The 15,581-nt window shown below is 64.5% G+C and carries 18 protein-coding genes and 1 tRNA gene; 11 read left to right on the top strand and 8 right to left on the bottom strand.

Translation table 11 applies throughout. The annotated features are described in order from the left end of the window. Positions 1–247: 247 nt before the first annotated feature. Positions 248–332, bottom strand: a tRNA-Leu gene (locus FJW10_RS17040). A 333-nt stretch (positions 333–665) separates the two neighbouring features. Between FJW10_RS17040 and FJW10_RS17035 the strand changes: the two genes are divergently transcribed. Continuing rightward, entirely contained in the window at positions 666–1,253 is a 588-nt protein-coding gene (locus tag FJW10_RS17035; protein WP_140835200.1) for a YqaA family protein, read from the top strand. A gap of 24 nt (positions 1,254–1,277) precedes the next feature. Then, the gene (locus FJW10_RS17030; protein ID WP_140900974.1) at positions 1,278–1,796 is read left to right on the top strand and encodes a disulfide bond formation protein B; all 519 of its coding nucleotides are present in this window, start codon (positions 1,278–1,280) and stop codon (positions 1,794–1,796) included. A 161-nt stretch (positions 1,797–1,957) separates the two neighbouring features. Here FJW10_RS17030 and FJW10_RS17025 read toward each other — a convergent pair whose 3' ends face one another. Both FJW10_RS17025 and FJW10_RS17020 read right to left on the bottom strand, forming a co-directional pair. Next, positions 1,958–2,515, bottom strand: coding sequence for an HNH endonuclease (locus FJW10_RS17025; protein WP_027167440.1), 558 nt, complete (start codon positions 2,513–2,515; stop codon positions 1,958–1,960). 111 nt (positions 2,516–2,626) lie between these two features. Continuing rightward, the gene (locus FJW10_RS17020; RefSeq protein WP_140900973.1) at positions 2,627–3,286 is read right to left on the bottom strand and encodes a DNA-3-methyladenine glycosylase; all 660 of its coding nucleotides are present in this window, start codon (positions 3,284–3,286) and stop codon (positions 2,627–2,629) included. Positions 3,287–3,377: 91 nt separating this feature from the next. On the opposite strand from FJW10_RS17020, the gene gluQRS reads away from it, so the two are divergent. Continuing rightward, positions 3,378–4,250, top strand: coding sequence for a tRNA glutamyl-Q(34) synthetase GluQRS (gene gluQRS / locus FJW10_RS17015; protein ID WP_140900972.1), 873 nt, complete (start codon positions 3,378–3,380; stop codon positions 4,248–4,250). On the opposite strand, the gene FJW10_RS17010 is transcribed toward gluQRS, so the two are convergent. Continuing rightward, a complete protein-coding gene (locus FJW10_RS17010; protein ID WP_140658855.1) occupies positions 4,247–4,534 on the bottom strand; it encodes a hypothetical protein in 288 nt (95 codons plus the stop codon). The genes gluQRS and FJW10_RS17010 overlap by 4 nt on opposite strands. A 153-nt stretch (positions 4,535–4,687) precedes the next feature. On the opposite strand from FJW10_RS17010, the gene FJW10_RS17005 reads away from it, so the two are divergent. Beyond that, positions 4,688–5,584 carry a DMT family transporter gene (locus FJW10_RS17005; protein WP_140835196.1) on the top strand — a complete coding sequence of 299 codons (897 nt, stop codon included), beginning with the start codon at positions 4,688–4,690 and terminating at the stop codon, positions 5,582–5,584. 96 nt (positions 5,585–5,680) lie between these two features. Here the strand turns inward: FJW10_RS17005 and FJW10_RS17000 are convergent, their stop codons facing one another. Continuing rightward, positions 5,681–6,532 carry a YihY/virulence factor BrkB family protein gene (locus tag FJW10_RS17000; protein WP_140835195.1) on the bottom strand — a complete coding sequence of 284 codons (852 nt, stop codon included), beginning with the start codon at positions 6,530–6,532 and terminating at the stop codon, positions 5,681–5,683. A gap of 58 nt (positions 6,533–6,590) precedes the next feature. Here FJW10_RS17000 and FJW10_RS16995 point away from each other — a divergent pair, with 58 nt between their 5' ends. The 7 genes from FJW10_RS16995 (at position 6,591) to FJW10_RS16965 (ending at position 12,047) form a co-directional block, all read left to right on the top strand. Next, entirely contained in the window at positions 6,591–7,457 is an 867-nt protein-coding gene (locus tag FJW10_RS16995) for an SDR family oxidoreductase (RefSeq protein WP_140900971.1), read from the top strand. 25 nt (positions 7,458–7,482) lie between these two features. Next, positions 7,483–7,674, top strand: coding sequence for a twin transmembrane helix small protein (locus FJW10_RS16990; protein ID WP_140679842.1), 192 nt, complete (start codon positions 7,483–7,485; stop codon positions 7,672–7,674). Between the two features lie 20 nt (positions 7,675–7,694). Beyond that, a complete protein-coding gene (locus FJW10_RS16985; RefSeq protein WP_140900970.1) occupies positions 7,695–8,276 on the top strand; it encodes a cob(I)yrinic acid a,c-diamide adenosyltransferase in 582 nt (193 codons plus the stop codon). A gap of 21 nt (positions 8,277–8,297) precedes the next feature. After that, positions 8,298–9,101: a rhomboid family intramembrane serine protease gene (locus FJW10_RS16980; RefSeq protein ID WP_140900969.1), complete on the top strand. Its 804-nt coding sequence runs from the start codon at positions 8,298–8,300 to the stop codon at positions 9,099–9,101. 162 nt (positions 9,102–9,263) lie between these two features. After that, positions 9,264–10,013, top strand: coding sequence for an electron transfer flavoprotein subunit beta/FixA family protein (locus FJW10_RS16975; protein WP_140658799.1), 750 nt, complete (start codon positions 9,264–9,266; stop codon positions 10,011–10,013). Between the two features lie 23 nt (positions 10,014–10,036). Continuing rightward, positions 10,037–10,966 carry an electron transfer flavoprotein subunit alpha/FixB family protein gene (locus FJW10_RS16970; RefSeq protein ID WP_140900968.1) on the top strand — a complete coding sequence of 310 codons (930 nt, stop codon included), beginning with the start codon at positions 10,037–10,039 and terminating at the stop codon, positions 10,964–10,966. A gap of 202 nt (positions 10,967–11,168) precedes the next feature. After that, positions 11,169–12,047, top strand: coding sequence for a 3-hydroxybutyryl-CoA dehydrogenase (locus tag FJW10_RS16965; RefSeq protein WP_140835190.1), 879 nt, complete (start codon positions 11,169–11,171; stop codon positions 12,045–12,047). A 30-nt stretch (positions 12,048–12,077) separates the two neighbouring features. On the opposite strand, the gene FJW10_RS16960 is transcribed toward FJW10_RS16965, so the two are convergent. The 3 genes from FJW10_RS16960 to FJW10_RS16950 form a co-directional block, all read right to left on the bottom strand. Next, on the bottom strand, positions 12,078–14,054 hold the full coding sequence (locus tag FJW10_RS16960) for a PAS domain S-box protein (protein WP_246674284.1): 1,977 nt from the start codon (positions 14,052–14,054) through the stop codon (positions 12,078–12,080). Between the two features lie 165 nt (positions 14,055–14,219). Next, a complete protein-coding gene (locus FJW10_RS16955) occupies positions 14,220–14,858 on the bottom strand; it encodes an NrsF family protein (protein WP_140900967.1) in 639 nt (212 codons plus the stop codon). A gap of 1 nt (position 14,859) precedes the next feature. Further along, positions 14,860–15,396 carry a sigma-70 family RNA polymerase sigma factor gene (locus FJW10_RS16950; RefSeq protein WP_140835187.1) on the bottom strand — a complete coding sequence of 179 codons (537 nt, stop codon included), beginning with the start codon at positions 15,394–15,396 and terminating at the stop codon, positions 14,860–14,862. Positions 15,397–15,581 lie beyond the last annotated feature (185 nt).

The following is a 15,581-nucleotide window of genomic DNA, read 5'->3' as shown; positions in this document are numbered from 1 at the left end:
AGCGTTGCTCTCGGCTGCACTTGGCACGAGACCGGCATCGTCAAGGACGCCGACGCGAACGACGATCTCACCGGCGACAAGCTCAACATCGCGATCGGCTACAAGCACTCGCTCTGACCGCCAAGCGCAGGCTGGCCGTCGTCGGCCTGCGCCACAGTCGTCAAAACCCGAAAAGATTGGAGAAGGATGGCCTGCCAACTCGCAGAGCGAAGGACGGCCTGCCATCCGAAGCTCGCAGAGCGAAGGATGGTGCCCCTAGCCGGGATCGAACCAGCACTCCTTGCGGAACTCGATTTTGAGTCGAGCGCGTCTACCAATTCCGCCATAGGGGCTCAGGCCGGGCGGCCTGGATGGGCGCGGACTATACGGGCGGACGGGTGTTCGTCAACTGGCCTGTTGCGGATTTGCCGGCGCAGCCGGCTGTATTGCTCATCTCCCCGCCTCGTGGCGACGCAGACGTTGTGCGGAGCGGAAAATCTTTCTAGACAGACGAAACGTTGAGCGGCTCGCATTCAGAAGCTGGATGCGGCGCTTTGGGTCCTTGTCTTCCTGCCTGTCGTTGCCCAAAACCGCCAAGCGCCTCGGGTGGCATTGATTAGAGCATTCCAGGAAAAGTGCGCTGCGGTTTTCCGTCCGGAATTGCGTCAACTGCATTAGGAGAGCCGATGCTTCGCGGACTTTACGACTGGACCCTGTCGCTGGCGGCGCGCAAATCCGCCGAATGGTGGCTGGCCTTCATCGCCTTCGTCGAAAGCTCCGTGTTCTTCATACCGGCCGACGTGCTCTTCCTGCCCATGGCGTTGGCGCGGCCCGAACGCGCCTATCGCTACGCGCTGACCGCTACGGTTGCCTCCGTGCTGGGCGGCATTGCCGGCTGGCTGATCGGCTACTATGCCTACGACACGATAGCACGCCCGATCCTGGAGCATTTCGGCGGCCTGACCACGTTCGAGAAATGGCAGTCGTCAGGCGCCGGGCTGATGCTGGTGCTGCTCGTCACATCCGGCGCTGCGCACCTGCCGCCGATCAAGGTGGTCACCATTCTGGCCGGGGCGCTTCACGTCAATCTTTTGGTCTTCATCGTCTCGGCGATCGTGGCGCGCGGCGCCCGTTTCCTGCTGCTTGCCTGGCTGCTGCGCCGCTATGGCGAAGAGATCAGGGAGTTCATCGAAAAGCGTTTGGGATTGATTGTCGGTGCCGGCGCCGCTGCCCTGATTTTGCTCTATATCCTCGTCAGATACGCCCACGGATAGCGACGCAACAACGGATCTCCACCGATGACAGCGACCATGATTGCCGACACTGGACGCCAGCGCACGCGCGCGGCGCTCTTTCTTGCCGTCGCCATGGCGGCGACCGTCGGCTCGGCGCTGGCCTTCCAATATATCGGCGGCTACATCCCCTGCCATCTCTGCCTCGAGCAGCGCACCCCCTACTATATCGGCGTGCCGCTGATGGTGCTGGCGATGATCGCCTCGATGCTGCGCGCGCCCGCCTGGGTGACGCGCGGCCTGCTGGCGATCGGCGGCCTTTTGATGCTCTACGGCCTTTATCTCGGCGTCTACCATTCGGGCGTCGAATGGGCCTGGTGGCAAGGTCCGGCCGACTGCGCCGCCGGCGCCGGCCCGGTCGACACCGGCGGCAAGGGCGTGCTCGACGCGCTCGACAAGTTCGTGCCGCCCTCCTGCGACAAGGCGGCGCTGCGCATCCTCGGCCTGTCCCTCGCCGGCTGGAACGCCATCGCCAGCCTCATTCTCGCCGCCGTCGCCTTCCGCAGCGCGCTCGCGAGGGATTGAGTCAGCACCAAGGCGCCGACGCGAGATCGTTCATAGAATTCGGCAGGATGAGCCGTATGAAGTGAGCGTCGAGACCGGAGCGGAGCGTACTTACAGTACGTGAGCACCGGAAGCGCAGACGCTTGCTTCAGGCGGCCAGCCTCCCGAATTCTCGAACGATCTCAAGGTTCGAGTTCGACATCCCAGTACAGATAATCCATCCAGCTTTCGTGCAGATGATTGGGCGGGAACAGGCGGCCGTTGTTGTGCAGGTCGTGTACCGTCGGCTGATAGGGTTTTTGCAGCGGCCACATCTTGGCCTGGGCCGGCATCATGCCGCCTTTGCGAAGATTGCAAGGCGAGCAGGCGGCGACAACATTCTCCCAGGTCGTCGCCCCGCCGCGATGGCGCGGGATGACATGGTCGAACGTCAAATCCTCGGGCGTGCCGCAATATTGGCACTGGAAGCGGTCGCGCAGGAAGACGTTGAAGCGGGTGAAGGCCGGATGCCGCGACGGCTTCACATAGGCTTTCAGGCTCACCACGCTCGGCAGCTTCATGGAGAAAGTCGGCGAGGAGACGGCGTGCTCGTATTCGGCGACGATGTTGACCCGGTCGAGGAAGACGGCCTTGATGGCGTCCTGCCACGACCAGAGCGACAGGGGGTAATAGCTGAGCGGACGGTAGTCCGCATTCAGCACCAGCGCGGGAAGCCCATCCGGAGATACGGCAACCGTCACGTCCTTCGCCTCCTTGCTTCTAGAACCGAACGGCGCGGATACTGTAAGCCCGACATGACAGGGATGTGAAGCGGATTGTCTCTCGCCGAAGCCGCCAAAAACGCATGATTTTCATGCTTTTTTGGCCATTTCGACAGGCGGCGCCGCATCCCTGCCCTTCAATTCCCGGTAATAGGCCCAAAAAAGCCGCGACGCGACACCCCGCCACGGACTCCATGATTCGGCCAGCCGGATAAGCATTTTCTCCGGCGGACGCGGGTCGATGCCGAGCGCATGGCCGACCGCCGTCTGCAAAGCGACGTCGCGCGCGGGGAACACGTCGGGATGGCCGGCTGCAAACAGCAGGTAGCACTCGGCCGTCCATGGGCCGATGCCGGGCACGGCCGTCATCGCCGCGATCGCCTCGCCGGCGTCCAGCGTACACAGGTGATCGAGATCGAGGCCGCCGGCCACGGCTTGCGCGACGGCGAGCAGCCCGCGCTGCTTCGGCCGCGACAGCCCGGCCGCGCGAAAAATCCCTTCACCGGCGGCAAGAATCCCCTGCGGCGTCAGCGGATCGACCAGCTTCACCAGCCGCCCGAAGATGGCGTCGGCGCTTGCGCGGGAAACTTGCTGCGAAACGATGATCGAGGCGAGGCTTTCAAAGCCTGGCTCCGACAGCCGAAGCGGCACTTCACCCGCTTTGCCGCGTATGGTCTCCAGCCGCGGATCGATCCGACAGAGCGCGTCGAGCCCTGTCGCAATGTCGTCGAGCGAGGCGATGCGTTGCACGTTGCTTGTTCCCAGGGCGCCCGCGAAGTGGCAATGGAGGGCTAAATACCAATTGGCAAAAGCGCCTTTCAACCCGAATGCCGCCTGAAAGATGACGCTCCTGACATTCCGTTTCGCGCCGAGCCCCAATGGCGAACTGCATCTCGGCCACGCCTACTCAGCTCTGCTCAACCAGCGGATGGCGGCGCAAGCGGGCGGACGCCTGCTGCTGCGCATCGAGGATATCGACGTCACCCGCTGCACGCCCGAGTTCGAGGCCGGCATTTTCCGCGACCTCGAATGGCTGGGATTGAACTGGGAGCGGCCGGTGCGCCGTCAGTCCGAGCATTTCGCCGAATACCGGGCGGTGCTCGACCGGCTGATCGCCGAGGAGCTCGTCTATCCCGCTTTCATGAGCCGCGGCGAGATCCGCGCCTTCATCGCCGAAGCCGGCGGCCGCGACTGGCCGCGCGATCCCGACGGAGTGCCGCTCTACCCGCCGCTCGACAAGGCCTTGCCGGCCAGGGAACGCAAGCGGCGGATTGCCGAGAACATGCCCTTCGCCTGGCGGCTCGATGTCGAGGCGGCGATGGCGCGCGCCTCAGGCGCCCTGTCATGGACAGAGTTCACCGACGAGACGATGTCCGCGACGCGAGCAATCGAAGCACAACCGCGGGCTTGGGGCGACGTCATCGTCGCCCGCCGCGACATCCCGACCAGCTACCATCTCGCCGTCGTCATCGACGACGCGCTGCAGGATGTCAGCCACGTCGTGCGCGGCCAGGACCTTTATTCGGCGACCGGGGTGCAGCGCCTGCTGCAAGAACTGCTCGGCCTGCCTCAGCCACGCTATTTCCACCACCGCCTGATCCTTGGCCCGGACGGCCGTAAACTGTCCAAGAGCTTCAAGGACACCGGTCTTGCCGCGCTTCGAGACGCGGGCGTGCCGGCACGGGACGTCAGGCGTCTTATCGAACTTGATTAAAGTCGGGCCATCCCAGCCTTGATCAGCGCCAGCACGCTGATGAAGACAAAGGCGCCGCCCAGCCCGCAGGCAACCGCCAGCTTGAGATCGCTCAGGCTGATGCCATGCTTGTTGGCGACCGCCACGGCGACGAAAAAGCCGAAGATGAACAGCAGCGTATTGCCTGTCGGGCCGAAGCCGCTCTCCTTCATGATCGCGTCGAGCGCCGTGCCGAAGAAGAAGCCGAAGCCGGCAATGATCGCGAAGGCGAACAGAAGCCAGGTCGTGTCGAGATGCAAAAACATGCCTCACCATGGCGCGGCCACGCGCCATGCCCCTCTTGGCACGGTTTGATGAATTCGACTTAGCTTATGGATCAACCGTTTCGTTTTGCTTGCGGGATTGAACGGCTTTAGAGCAATTGCCGTCATCAACCGTTCATCCTGGCAGCCTCCCCCATGCAGAGCATCAAGCGGTTCATCCCCGCCTCCTTCGTCGTTCTGTGGGCGACCGGCTTTATCGGCGCGCGCTATGCCATGCCCTGGGCGGAACCCTTTACCTTCCTTGCCATCCGCTTCGTGATAGCGGCGATCCTGTTTGCGGGGCTGACCGTGCTGCTCGGTTCGCGCAAGGCGACGCGCGAGGAGGCGCTGCACGCAACGGTGGCCGGCGTCCTCATGCATGGCGTCTATCTCGGCGCCGTCTTCTGGGCGATCCATAGGGGCATGCCGGCGGGTCTATCGGCACTGATCGTCGGCCTGCAGCCGCTGATCACCGCCGTGCTCGCCGGAAAGTTCCTCGGCGAGGCGATCCTGCCGCGCCATTGGGCCGGCCTTGCGGTCGGGCTGCTTGGCGTCGTCATCGTGCTCTGGCCAAAGCTCGGCGCACTGGGCGGCGGCGTCACGCCGGCGACGCTGACGGCTTCGCTCGTCTCCGTGCTCGGCATGAGCGCCGGCACCATCTGGCAGAAGCGCTATGCCTCCGGCGGCGATCTGGTGTCGGCGACGATGTGGCAGTATGTCGGCGGTTCCGCCGTGATGATCCTGGGTTCGCTCGCCTTCGAGACGCGCGCCGTCACCGTCAATGGCGAGCTGATCTTCGCCATGGCCTGGCTGGTCCTGGTGCTGTCGATCGGCGCCATATTCCTGTTGATGGTGATGATCAGGGACGGCGAGATGTCGAAGGTCGCCTCGCTGTTCTACCTCGTGCCGGCCGTAACCGCGGTCATCGCCTGGGTGCTTTTCAACGAGCGGCTCAACCTTCTGCAGATCGCCGGCATGGCGATCGCCACGCTCGGCGTCGCCCTGGCGACAGCAAAGCCCAGGAAAAAGGGAATTGGAGAACTGAAGAACTGAAGAGGAAGCGCGGAGCCAAGCGTCGGCGCCTTTTCCCCCAGTTCCTCAATTCTTCAGTTCTCCAATTCCTCATTCCTCCATTCGGCCGGTATCGACTCAGCCAACGCGCGCGCGCGCTTCCAGATAGCGGCTGATCGCGGCGTTGAGCTCACCGCCCAGGATGAATATCGCCGAGATGATGTAGAGGAAGACGACCGCGATCATGATCGAGGCGAGCCCGGCATAGGTCGTCACATAGGACGAGAAATGGTCGAGATAGGTGGCGAAGATCGTCGACCCGACCAGCCAGGCGACCAGCGTGAAGACGATGCCGGGTATGATCGAGATGAAGCGGCGCTTGCCGGCCGGCAGCCAGATATGCACCGAGAACAGCCCGATGACGATGACCGTCGAGGCGATCACGTAGCGCCAGATGGTGATCGTTCCCATATAGGGCTTGATCCATTCCAGATGCGCTTCCGCCAGCCGCGCGAGCAGCGGCGCGAACACCAGAAGCACGCTGATGGCGAGGAAGCAGGCGGTAGCGATCAGGACGAAGATGATGCTCTGCACCCTGCGGTGGACGATGCCGCGCGTCTCGGTGACGCGATAGGCGCGGTTGAGCGAGGTGCGCAGCGCCTCGATGCCGTTCGAAGCGAAATAGGCCGCAAGCAGCACGCCGTAGGTCAGAAGGTCGGTGCGCCGCACGGTGAGCACGTTCTGCACCTCATGCGCGATCGGCTTGGCGATCTGCTCCGGCCAGGTGTCGAAGACCAGATGCACGGCCGTGTCGGCGAAGGCGCGCGCGCCGAGGAAGCTGCCGAGCGTCGTGGCGAAGATCAGGAACGGAAACAGCGCCATCAGCGAGGTGATCGCCAGATGGCTGGCCATTGCCCAGCCGTCATCGGTGTTGAAATGGCCAATCGCATCGTAGAGCACGCGCTTGAGGGCAACGATATTCCGCAGCAAGGACCCGCGCTCCGCTCGATTGTGTCGACGCCGCGAATATGGGAAGGGATTGCGGCAAATGGCAACCCCAGCTCCCACAACGCGCCCCGCCGCCAAAGAGTTGCGCACCGTCATCGTCACCGGCGCCTCCTCCGGCATCGGCGCCTACTGCGCGCGGGCGCTGAAGGCGGAAGGCTGGCGGGTGTTCGCCACGGCGCGCAAGCCGGCCGATATCGCCGCGCTCGAGGCCGACGGCTTGGAGGCCCTCTATCTCGACTATCGCGAGCCCGAATCCATCGCGGCCTTGGTCGATGCGGTGCTGGAGCGTACGGGCGGTACGCTTGACGCGCTGTTCAACAACGGCGCCTACGCCCAGCCCGGCGCCGTCGAGGACCTGCCGGTCGCGGCACTTCGCGAACAGTTCGAAGCCAATTTCTTCGGCTGGCATGATCTCACCCGGCGCATCGTGCCCGTCATGCGCCGACAGGGGCACGGTCGCCTCGTCCATTGCTCCTCGATCCTTGGCCTGGCTCCGGTCCGCTTCCGAGGCGCCTATTCGGCCTCCAAGCACGCCATCGAAGGCCTGATGCTGTGCATGCGCCAGGAGCTCGAAGGCAGCGGCATCCACCTTTCCCTCATCGAGCCGGGACCGGTGACGTCGAAGATCGCCAGCAATGGCCTGCCCTGGTTCCTGAAAAACATCGATGTCGAGAATTCCGTCCACCGCGCCGACTATCAGGGGCAGCTCGCCCGGCTTCAGGCGGGCGGCAGCGTGTCGAAGCTGAAACCAGGACCGGAGATCGTGCACGCAGCGCTGCGCCACGCGCTTCTGTCACAGCGCCCGCGCCCGCACTATGTGGTAACGGTGCCGGCCAGGATCGGTGTGGCGCTGAAACGCGTCTTGCCGGCGTCCTTGCTTTATCGCCTGCTCGCCAGGCGCGCCTGACCGAACCTGAACCGGAGCCAGCCAGATGCTCATCACCTTGAAGATCCTCGCCGTCATCGCCATGGCCGCCGTAGTGATCGTGCTGGTCCGCGGTCTGATCAACATGATGCGCGGCGGCTCCGGCATCACCTCGAACAAGCTGATGCAGGCGCGCATCATGCTGCAGGCCGTGGCCTTGGCGCTGCTGTTGCTGGTGGTCTATTTCACGCGCAAATAGCGCTGCTGACGGGGGATCGCGTGGTCAAGCTCAACAAGATCTACACCCGCACCGGCGACGACGGCACTACGGGGCTCGGTACCGGCGAGCGGCGGCTGAAATCCGACCTGCGCGTCGATGCCTACGGCACCGTCGACGAGGCCAATGCCTGCATCGGCATGGCCCGCCTTCACACCGGCGCGGCGCATCCCGCGATCGACGCCATGCTGTCGCGCATCCAGAACGATCTTTTCGATCTGGGAGCCGACCTCGCCGTGCCGGACGACGGCAAGCCCTTGGAATACGAGCCGCTGCGTATCGTCGCCGCCCAGACCGACCGCGTCGAACAGGACATTGACGCGCTCAACAAAAGCCTGCAGCCGCTGAAATCCTTCGTGCTGAACGGCGGCACGCCGGCGGCCGCCGCGCTCCATCTGGCCCGCACCGTGGCGCGCCGCGCCGAGCGCCTGATGGTGGCGCTGGCGCAGGATCCGGCCGAGCATGTCAACCGCGAGGCGCTCAAATACATCAACCGTGTCTCTGATTTCCTGTTCGTCGCCGCCCGCGCAGTCAATGACAGTGGCAAGGCTGACGTGCTATGGGTGCCCGGCAAGAACCGCTGATTTTGGGGGCGGGAGGGTCCGATGTTCATCCCGCTTTACGACACCAACAGGCTGCGCCACATCCGCCTGCAATATGTGACGATCGGCCTGATCGTGGCGAACGTGCTCGTCTATCTGGCGACCACGCTTGGCGGTGAAAATTTCACCAATGCCGCGGTTCTCGGTCTCGGCTTCATCCCGTCGGTGGTTCACGACAAGGTCGAGCTCTCGCCCGAATTCGTCGTCATCCCCGAGAGCCTGAGCTACCTCACCTATTCCTTCCTGCATGCCGACATCTTCCATCTTGGCGGCAACATGCTGTTTCTCTGGGTGTTCGGCGACAATGTCGAGGACGCGCTCGGCCACATACGCTACCTGATCTTCTATCTCGCCTGCGCCGTCGCCGGCGCCTTCTTCCAGGGGTTGGTGGCCTGGGATTCGCAGGTACCGCTCATCGGCGCCTCCGGCGCCATCGCCGGCGTCGTCGCCGCCTATCTGATCCTCTACCCCCGGGTGAAAGTCTGGGTGCTGGCCTTTGCCCGCATTCCGCTGCGCATCCCGGCCTTCATTCCGCTGATCCTGTGGATCCTGTTCCAGATCGTGATGTTTGCCGCGGGCGGCGAGGACCAGATCTCCTGGGCCTGCCATATCGGCGGCATCATCGCCGGATCGATCCTGGTGCTGGTGCTGCGCAGCCGCGGCGTGCCGCTGCTGGCCGGCGCCGACGGCGAGCCGGATCCGACGCCCAACGTCCAGCAGCCGCCTGTTCCTGTCGAAGCGGCCGCCGGCGACCCGGCCCAGCCGGCGTCGCAATGGGGCCGTGGAGCAGCGACGTCCCGCGACTGAACCGATTTGGGTGCGTCGTGGGATATTGACGCGCCGATTTGCCGCCACTACGGAAACGGCACCGTTGGGCGGATATTCCGCCCGTAATGTCGGCTTTCGACAACTCTGACAGGGCGCACGCTGGTATAGCGCCCCGACTATCTCAGGAGAGGTGACAGGAAAATGAAGATCCTTGTGCCCGTGAAGCGGGTTGTGGACGCCAACGTCAAGGTCCGGGTGAAAGCCGATGGACTGGGCGTTGAGCTTGCCAACGTCAAGATGGCGATGAACCCGTTCGACGAGATCGCGGTCGAGGAAGCCATCCGCATCAAGGAAGCCGGCAAGGCGGAAGAGATCATCGTCGTCTCGGTCGGCCCGCAGCAGGCGCAGGAGACGCTGCGCACCGCGCTCGCCATGGGCGCCGATCGCGCCATCCTGGTGAAGACCGACGAGCAGACCGAGCCGCTGGGCGTCGCCAAGGTACTGAAGGGCGTGGTCGAGGCGGAGGCGCCCGGGCTTGTCATCCTCGGCAAGCAGGCGATCGACGACGATTCGAACCAGACCGGCCAGATGCTGGCGGCGCTGCTTGGTTGGTCGCAGGGCACCTTCGCGTCCAAGATCGTGCTCGAAGGCGATCATGCCAAGGTTACGCGCGAAGTCGACGGCGGCCTGCAGACGGTGGAGCTGAAGATGCCGGCGATCGTGACCGCCGACCTGCGCCTCAACCAGCCGCGCTATGCCTCGCTGCCCAACATCATGAAGGCCAAGAAGAAGCCGCTCGACGAGAAGAGCCCGGCCGACTACGGCGCCGACGTCAAGCCGCGCCTCAAGGTGGTCAAGACCGAGGAACCGAGCGGCCGCAAGGCGGGCGTCAAGGTCAAGAGCGTGGCCGAGCTGGTCGAGAAGCTGAAGAACGAAGCCGGCGTGCTCTGAGCGGTCAGGAAAGGACAAAGAAAATGGCAATTCTCCTCATCGCCGAACACGACAACGCAAGTCTTTCCGACCAGACCGCCAAGGCGCTGTCGGCGGCCCTTCAGATCGGCTCCGATGTCGACGTGCTGGTGGCCGGCAAGGGCGCCAAGGGCGCGGCTGACGCCGCCGCCAAGCTGAAAGGTGTTCGGAAAGTGCTGCTCGCCGAGGCCGACGAGCTTTCGGAGCGCCTCGCCGAGCCGACCGCGGCTCTCGTCGTCTCGCTTGCTGGCGGCTACGACACGATCGTGGCGCCCGCCACCTCGTCGGGCAAGAACGTCGCGCCGCGCGTGGCCGCCCTTCTCGACGTCGCCCAGGTGTCCGAGATCATCGAGGTCGTCTCACCCGACACCTTCAAGCGGCCAATCTATGCCGGCAACGCCATCCAGACCGTGCAGTCGACCGACGCCAAGAAGGTCATCACGGTGCGCACCGCATCCTTCTCGGCGGCGCCGGAAGGCGGCTCGGCCCCGGTCGAAACGGCCAACGCCGCCGCCAATCCGGGACTCTCCTCCTTCGTCGAGAACAAGCTCTCCGAGAACGATCGGCCGGAACTGACTTCGGCCAAGATCATCATCTCGGGTGGCCGCGCGCTCGGCTCCTCGGAGAAGTTCCAGGAAGTCATCCTGCCGGTCGCCGACAAGCTCGGCGCCGCGGTCGGCGCCTCCCGCGCCGCTGTCGACGCCGGCTATGCCCCGAACGACTGGCAGGTGGGCCAGACCGGCAAGGTGGTCGCGCCCGACCTCTACATCGCCGTCGGCATCTCCGGCGCGATCCAGCACCTGGCCGGCATGAAGGATTCGAAGGTCATCGTCGCCATCAACAAGGACGAGGAGGCACCGATCTTCCAGGTTGCCGACTACGGCCTGGTCGGCGATCTCTTCGTCATCCTGCCGGAGCTGCAAAAGGCGCTTTGACGCAGCCGGTTCCGGCATATTAAAATCCGAAGGGTGGGGTAGACGAAGTCGCCCCGCCCTTTTAGTTTGCACTGCACAAAAAGCGGGCCATCAAGGCCTGAAGCTAATCCGGCGGTTTTGCGTCCGGATTGCGGGAAATAAACAAATAGGAGCGTTTCCGCGCTTCAAAGAAGCGGAAAATGCTCCGGACGGGATCGGGGTAATGAGCAAGATCGAGACGATCGGCATTGTCGGCGCGGGACAGATGGGTGGCGGTATCGCCCACGTCTCGGCGCTGGGGGGCTACAAGGTCCTGATCCACGACGTGTCGCCCGACCGTATCGAAAAGGGCATCGCCACCATCAGCGGCAACATGGCGCGCCAGGTCGGCTCCGGCAAGCTCGAGGAAAATGCGCGCAACGAAGCAATGGCGCGCATCTCCGCCGCCCCGACCATGGCCGACCTCGCCGCCGCCGACCTGGTGATCGAAGCGGCGACCGAGGACGAGACGGTCAAGCGCAAGATCTACGCGCAGCTCTGCCCGCAGCTCAATCCGGAAGCGATCCTGGCGACCAACACCTCCTCGATCTCGATCACCCGGCTCGCCGCGCAGACCGACCGGCCGGAACGCTTCATCGGCATTCATTTCATGAACCCGGTGCCGGTGATGAAGCTGGTCGAACTGGTGCGCGGTATCGCCACCGAGGACCATACGTTCGAGACGGCCAAGACCTATGTGAAGCACCTCGACAAGACGATCACCGTTTCCGAGGATTTCCCGGCCTTCATCGTCAACCGCATCCTGCTGCCGATGATCAACGAGGCGATCTACACGCTCTACGAAGGCGTGGGCACGGTCGATGCCATCGACACCGCCATGCGGCTCGGCGCCAACCATCCGATGGGACCGCTGCAGCTTGCCGACTTCATCGGCCTCGACACCTGCCTGTCGATCATGCAGGTGCTGCATGACGGCCTGTCGGATTCGAAATATCGCCCCTGCCCGCTGCTGGTGAAATATGTCGAGGCCGGCTGGCTCGGCCGCAAGACCGGCCGCGGCTTCTACGACTATCGCGGCGAACATCCGGTGCCGACGCGCTGATCTTCCCAGGCTGAACCCTTTCGGCGCGGCTCAGGAGGCCGCGGCAAGCGGCGGAAGCCGCACGCCGCCTTTCGAAACATCCTCGGACGAAGCTTCGTCGGATGCCGCCGAAACGCAGCCGCGTCCTGCCGCCTTGGCGGCATAGCAGGCGGCGTCGGCGCGGGCGATGATCTCGTCCACTTCGCCGCAACCGGCGCGGATCGGCGCGAGCCCGATGCTGGCGCCGATCGAATGCGGGCGCCCGTCCCAGCTGAAATTGAGGTTGCGGATGGCGTCGATGATCGAGCGTGCCGCGATCGGCCCGCGTGCCGCGGCGCCCGATTTGAGGATGACGGCGAACTCGTCGCCGCCGAGCCGCGCGACGATGTCTTCCGGGCCAAGCACGTTGCGCAAGGTATCCGCCACGCGCTTGAGCATCGCATCGCCCGCGGCATGGCCGCCGGTGTCGTTGACCGCCTTGAAGTGGTCGAGGTCGACGAACATGAACTGATGCTCGCCGCCATTGAGGCGGCACTGGTCGACCAGTTCCTCCATAGCGCGGATGAAGCTCGAGCGGTTGGCGAGCCCAGTCAGCGCGTCATGGGCGGCAGCGAAGGCCAGCTGGCGCTGCAGGGCGCGCGCATCGGTGAAATCCTGGAAGACGATGACGAGGCCGCAGAACTCGTCGCGGTCGTTCATGATCGGAGACACCACCTGGCGGATGCTGCAGCGCGTGTCGTCGCGCCGGACAAGGACAGCGCGCGTGTTCTGGTCGCAGTGCGACCGCTCGCTCGTCGAAGGGCGCGTCAGCCCGATCCTCTGCCCGCTTTCCTCGTCGACCGCCCAATAAACATGGCCGAGCACCTTGCCCATGGCCTCGCCAACGTCAACGCCGGTGAGCTTTTCGGCAACCGGGTTCATGAAGGTGACGCGATTGGCGGCATCGGTGCAGATCACCGCGTCGCCGATCGACTGCAGCGTCACCCTGAGACGTTCCTTCTCGTCGGCCAGCATCGCCGCCGAGACCACCAGCCGCGCCTCGGCCTCCTTGCGCTCCGTGATATCGGTCAGGCTGCCGATGGCCCGGACCAGCCGGCCCTCGCCGTCGCGCTCGATCGCCTTGCCGCGGTCGAGAATCCAGACCCAGCGGCCATCCTTGTGCCGCATCCGGAACTCAGCCTCGAAAAAGGCCGTCTCGCCGGCAAGATGCGCGCGATCCGCCTCGGCGACGCGTTCGCGATCGTCGGGATGGATCATCGCCAGCCAGCGATCGGGATCGCCGTCGAGCTCGCCGTCGGTATAGCCCAGCATCTTCACCCAGGTTTCGGAATAAGTCGTGCCGCCCTTGCGCATATCGAGGCTCCAGATGCCCTGCCCGGCACTGGTGAGCGCGAAATTCCATCGGGTCTCGGCCTCGGCGATGCGCGCCTCGGCCTGCTTGCGGGCGTCGATGTCCTCGATCTGCGACACCAGATAAAGCGGCTTGCCTGTGTCCTCGTCGCGGATGACCGAGCCGGCAAGCTGCGCCCAGACCGGGGTCCCGTCTTTCCTGAGGTAGCGCTTTTCGAAATGGTAGGAGCTGATCCGGCCTTCCCGCACGTTCATCATCGTCTCGCGACCGATCGAAAGATCGTCCGGATGCGTGATCTGCGGGAAGGTCAGCGCCTCGATCTCCGCGCGGCTGTAGCCCAGCATGGCGGCGAAGGCGGGGTTGGCCTGCTGGATGCGCCCGTCGAGGCCGACAATGGCGACGCCGATCGCCGAATCCTCCATGGCGCGGCGGAAGCGCTGCCCGTTCTCGGCTATCTGCCGGCGATCACCGACGATGCGGTGAATGAACAGCGCCGACAGAAACAGCGTCGCGGCGGTGATGGCGACGGATATCTGCAGGCAGAGCCTCAGCGCGTCGGTGCCCAGTTCAAGGCGCGGCAGCAGGATCGACACGGCGGTGGCAACCATGCCGACCGTCAGCAGACCCTGCGCAGCGTGCCTATCGGCACGGAGCCCTTTCCGGTTCAACCACGCCACGATGCGATTCCACCCAATACGCAACTGCACGTTGCCACAACCCTGGCGGATCGGTTTTAAGGAATGGTTGCGTGGACGCTGGCGATCACTCCACTAACCGGCAAACAATTGCCGGCATGCTTAAGCTACTGTTTCCAACTGTACCGAAGAACCGGTGTGCGGCGGCTACCAGCGCACGAAGAGCCGGCCGCCGATGGCTCCGAGCAGCGTGAGGAAGGCGATCGCGACCGTATACCAGGTGGCGACGAAGAGCGGTGAATCGTCGAAGCAATGCGCGGCATAGAAGGTTGCCGCGAGCCCGCCCGCGAGCAAACCGGCGACGGCGCCTGCAAGCACCGGCCGCGTCGGCGCGCCATAACGCAGCATGCCGAGGAAGATCGCCAATGGGCCGATGCCGATCAGCGGGATGAAGCTCATGCAGATCATCATGTTCGAGCCGACGAGCCGCTTGCCCCAATCGGCCTCGGGCACGACAAAAAGCTCGAGGACCACCGCCAGCACAACCAGGAGCGGCGCGGCAATCATCCAGGCCGTCGCCCGCCTGGTCGAAGCGCCCGGCATCGACAGCGCGCGGATCAGCGCGAAGGCGCTGGCGGCGAGCGCCAGCGTGAACAGGAATTTGGACATGAAACGCATCGTGTGCATGGCCGGCATGATGTCGGGACGCGGCCCGATGGTCGCAAAGAAAACCGTCGCCGCGATCGCCACGGCCACGCCGACGGCCAGCCACCAGGCCTTGCCCATCGGCATCGCCTTGTCGCGGGCATCGGCGTCGAGCGCCTTGATGAGATCCTCGGTCCTCATGTCACTGTCGTCCAAATCTTTTGGCGATCGCTGCGAGGCCGCGATGCAGCGACACCCGCACCGCCGTCTCGCTGATGCCGAGCTTGGCCGCCGTCTCGCCGATCGACTGCCCGTCGACCGAGATCGAGGAGACCACCGAGCGTTGGGCGGGCGGCAACCCGTCGAGCGCCCTGTTGATATCGCGCTCGCTCACCGTCTCCGTCTCCGGCTCGGCGAAGGTTTCGGCGATCTCGTCGATCTCGACCTCGATGCGCCGCCCGCGCCTGCGGAACGCGTCGATCAGCTTGAAGCGGGCGATCGCATAGACCCAGGGCAACACCGGCGCATCCGGCCGCCAAGTGTGGCGTTTCACATGAATGGCCAGCAAGGTTTCCTGCACGACATCCTCGGGGTCGACCCCGCCCTGAACGATTTTGCGCCGGACAAAGCCGCGAACGAGGGTGGCGACCCGGTGCAGAAAGTCGGCATAAGCCCTTTCGTCTCCACCGATCGCGACCCTGAGCAGCCGGGAAAGCTCGGCCTCGTCCTTGCCGGTCACAAGAGTTTACCCCCAGATGTTCGCGTCTCGGCCTTGGTTTGTTACGTGGCCGGCGAAATAATGTCCAAGCCAAACTACCGCCAAATCACGAAAGTTTGCGGCACGGCGACCGATTGAAGCAGGGTCACAATGTTGACTATAATGATCAGGTATTGGTAGGTGCAGCCGTGCCCGAACCCTGTCTC

It is taken from the genome of Mesorhizobium sp. B4-1-1, assembly GCF_006439375.1.
Lineage (GTDB): Bacteria > Pseudomonadota > Alphaproteobacteria > Rhizobiales > Rhizobiaceae > Mesorhizobium.
Note: the sequence above shows the minus strand (reverse complement) of the source record. Positions and strands in the feature narration are given on the sequence as shown.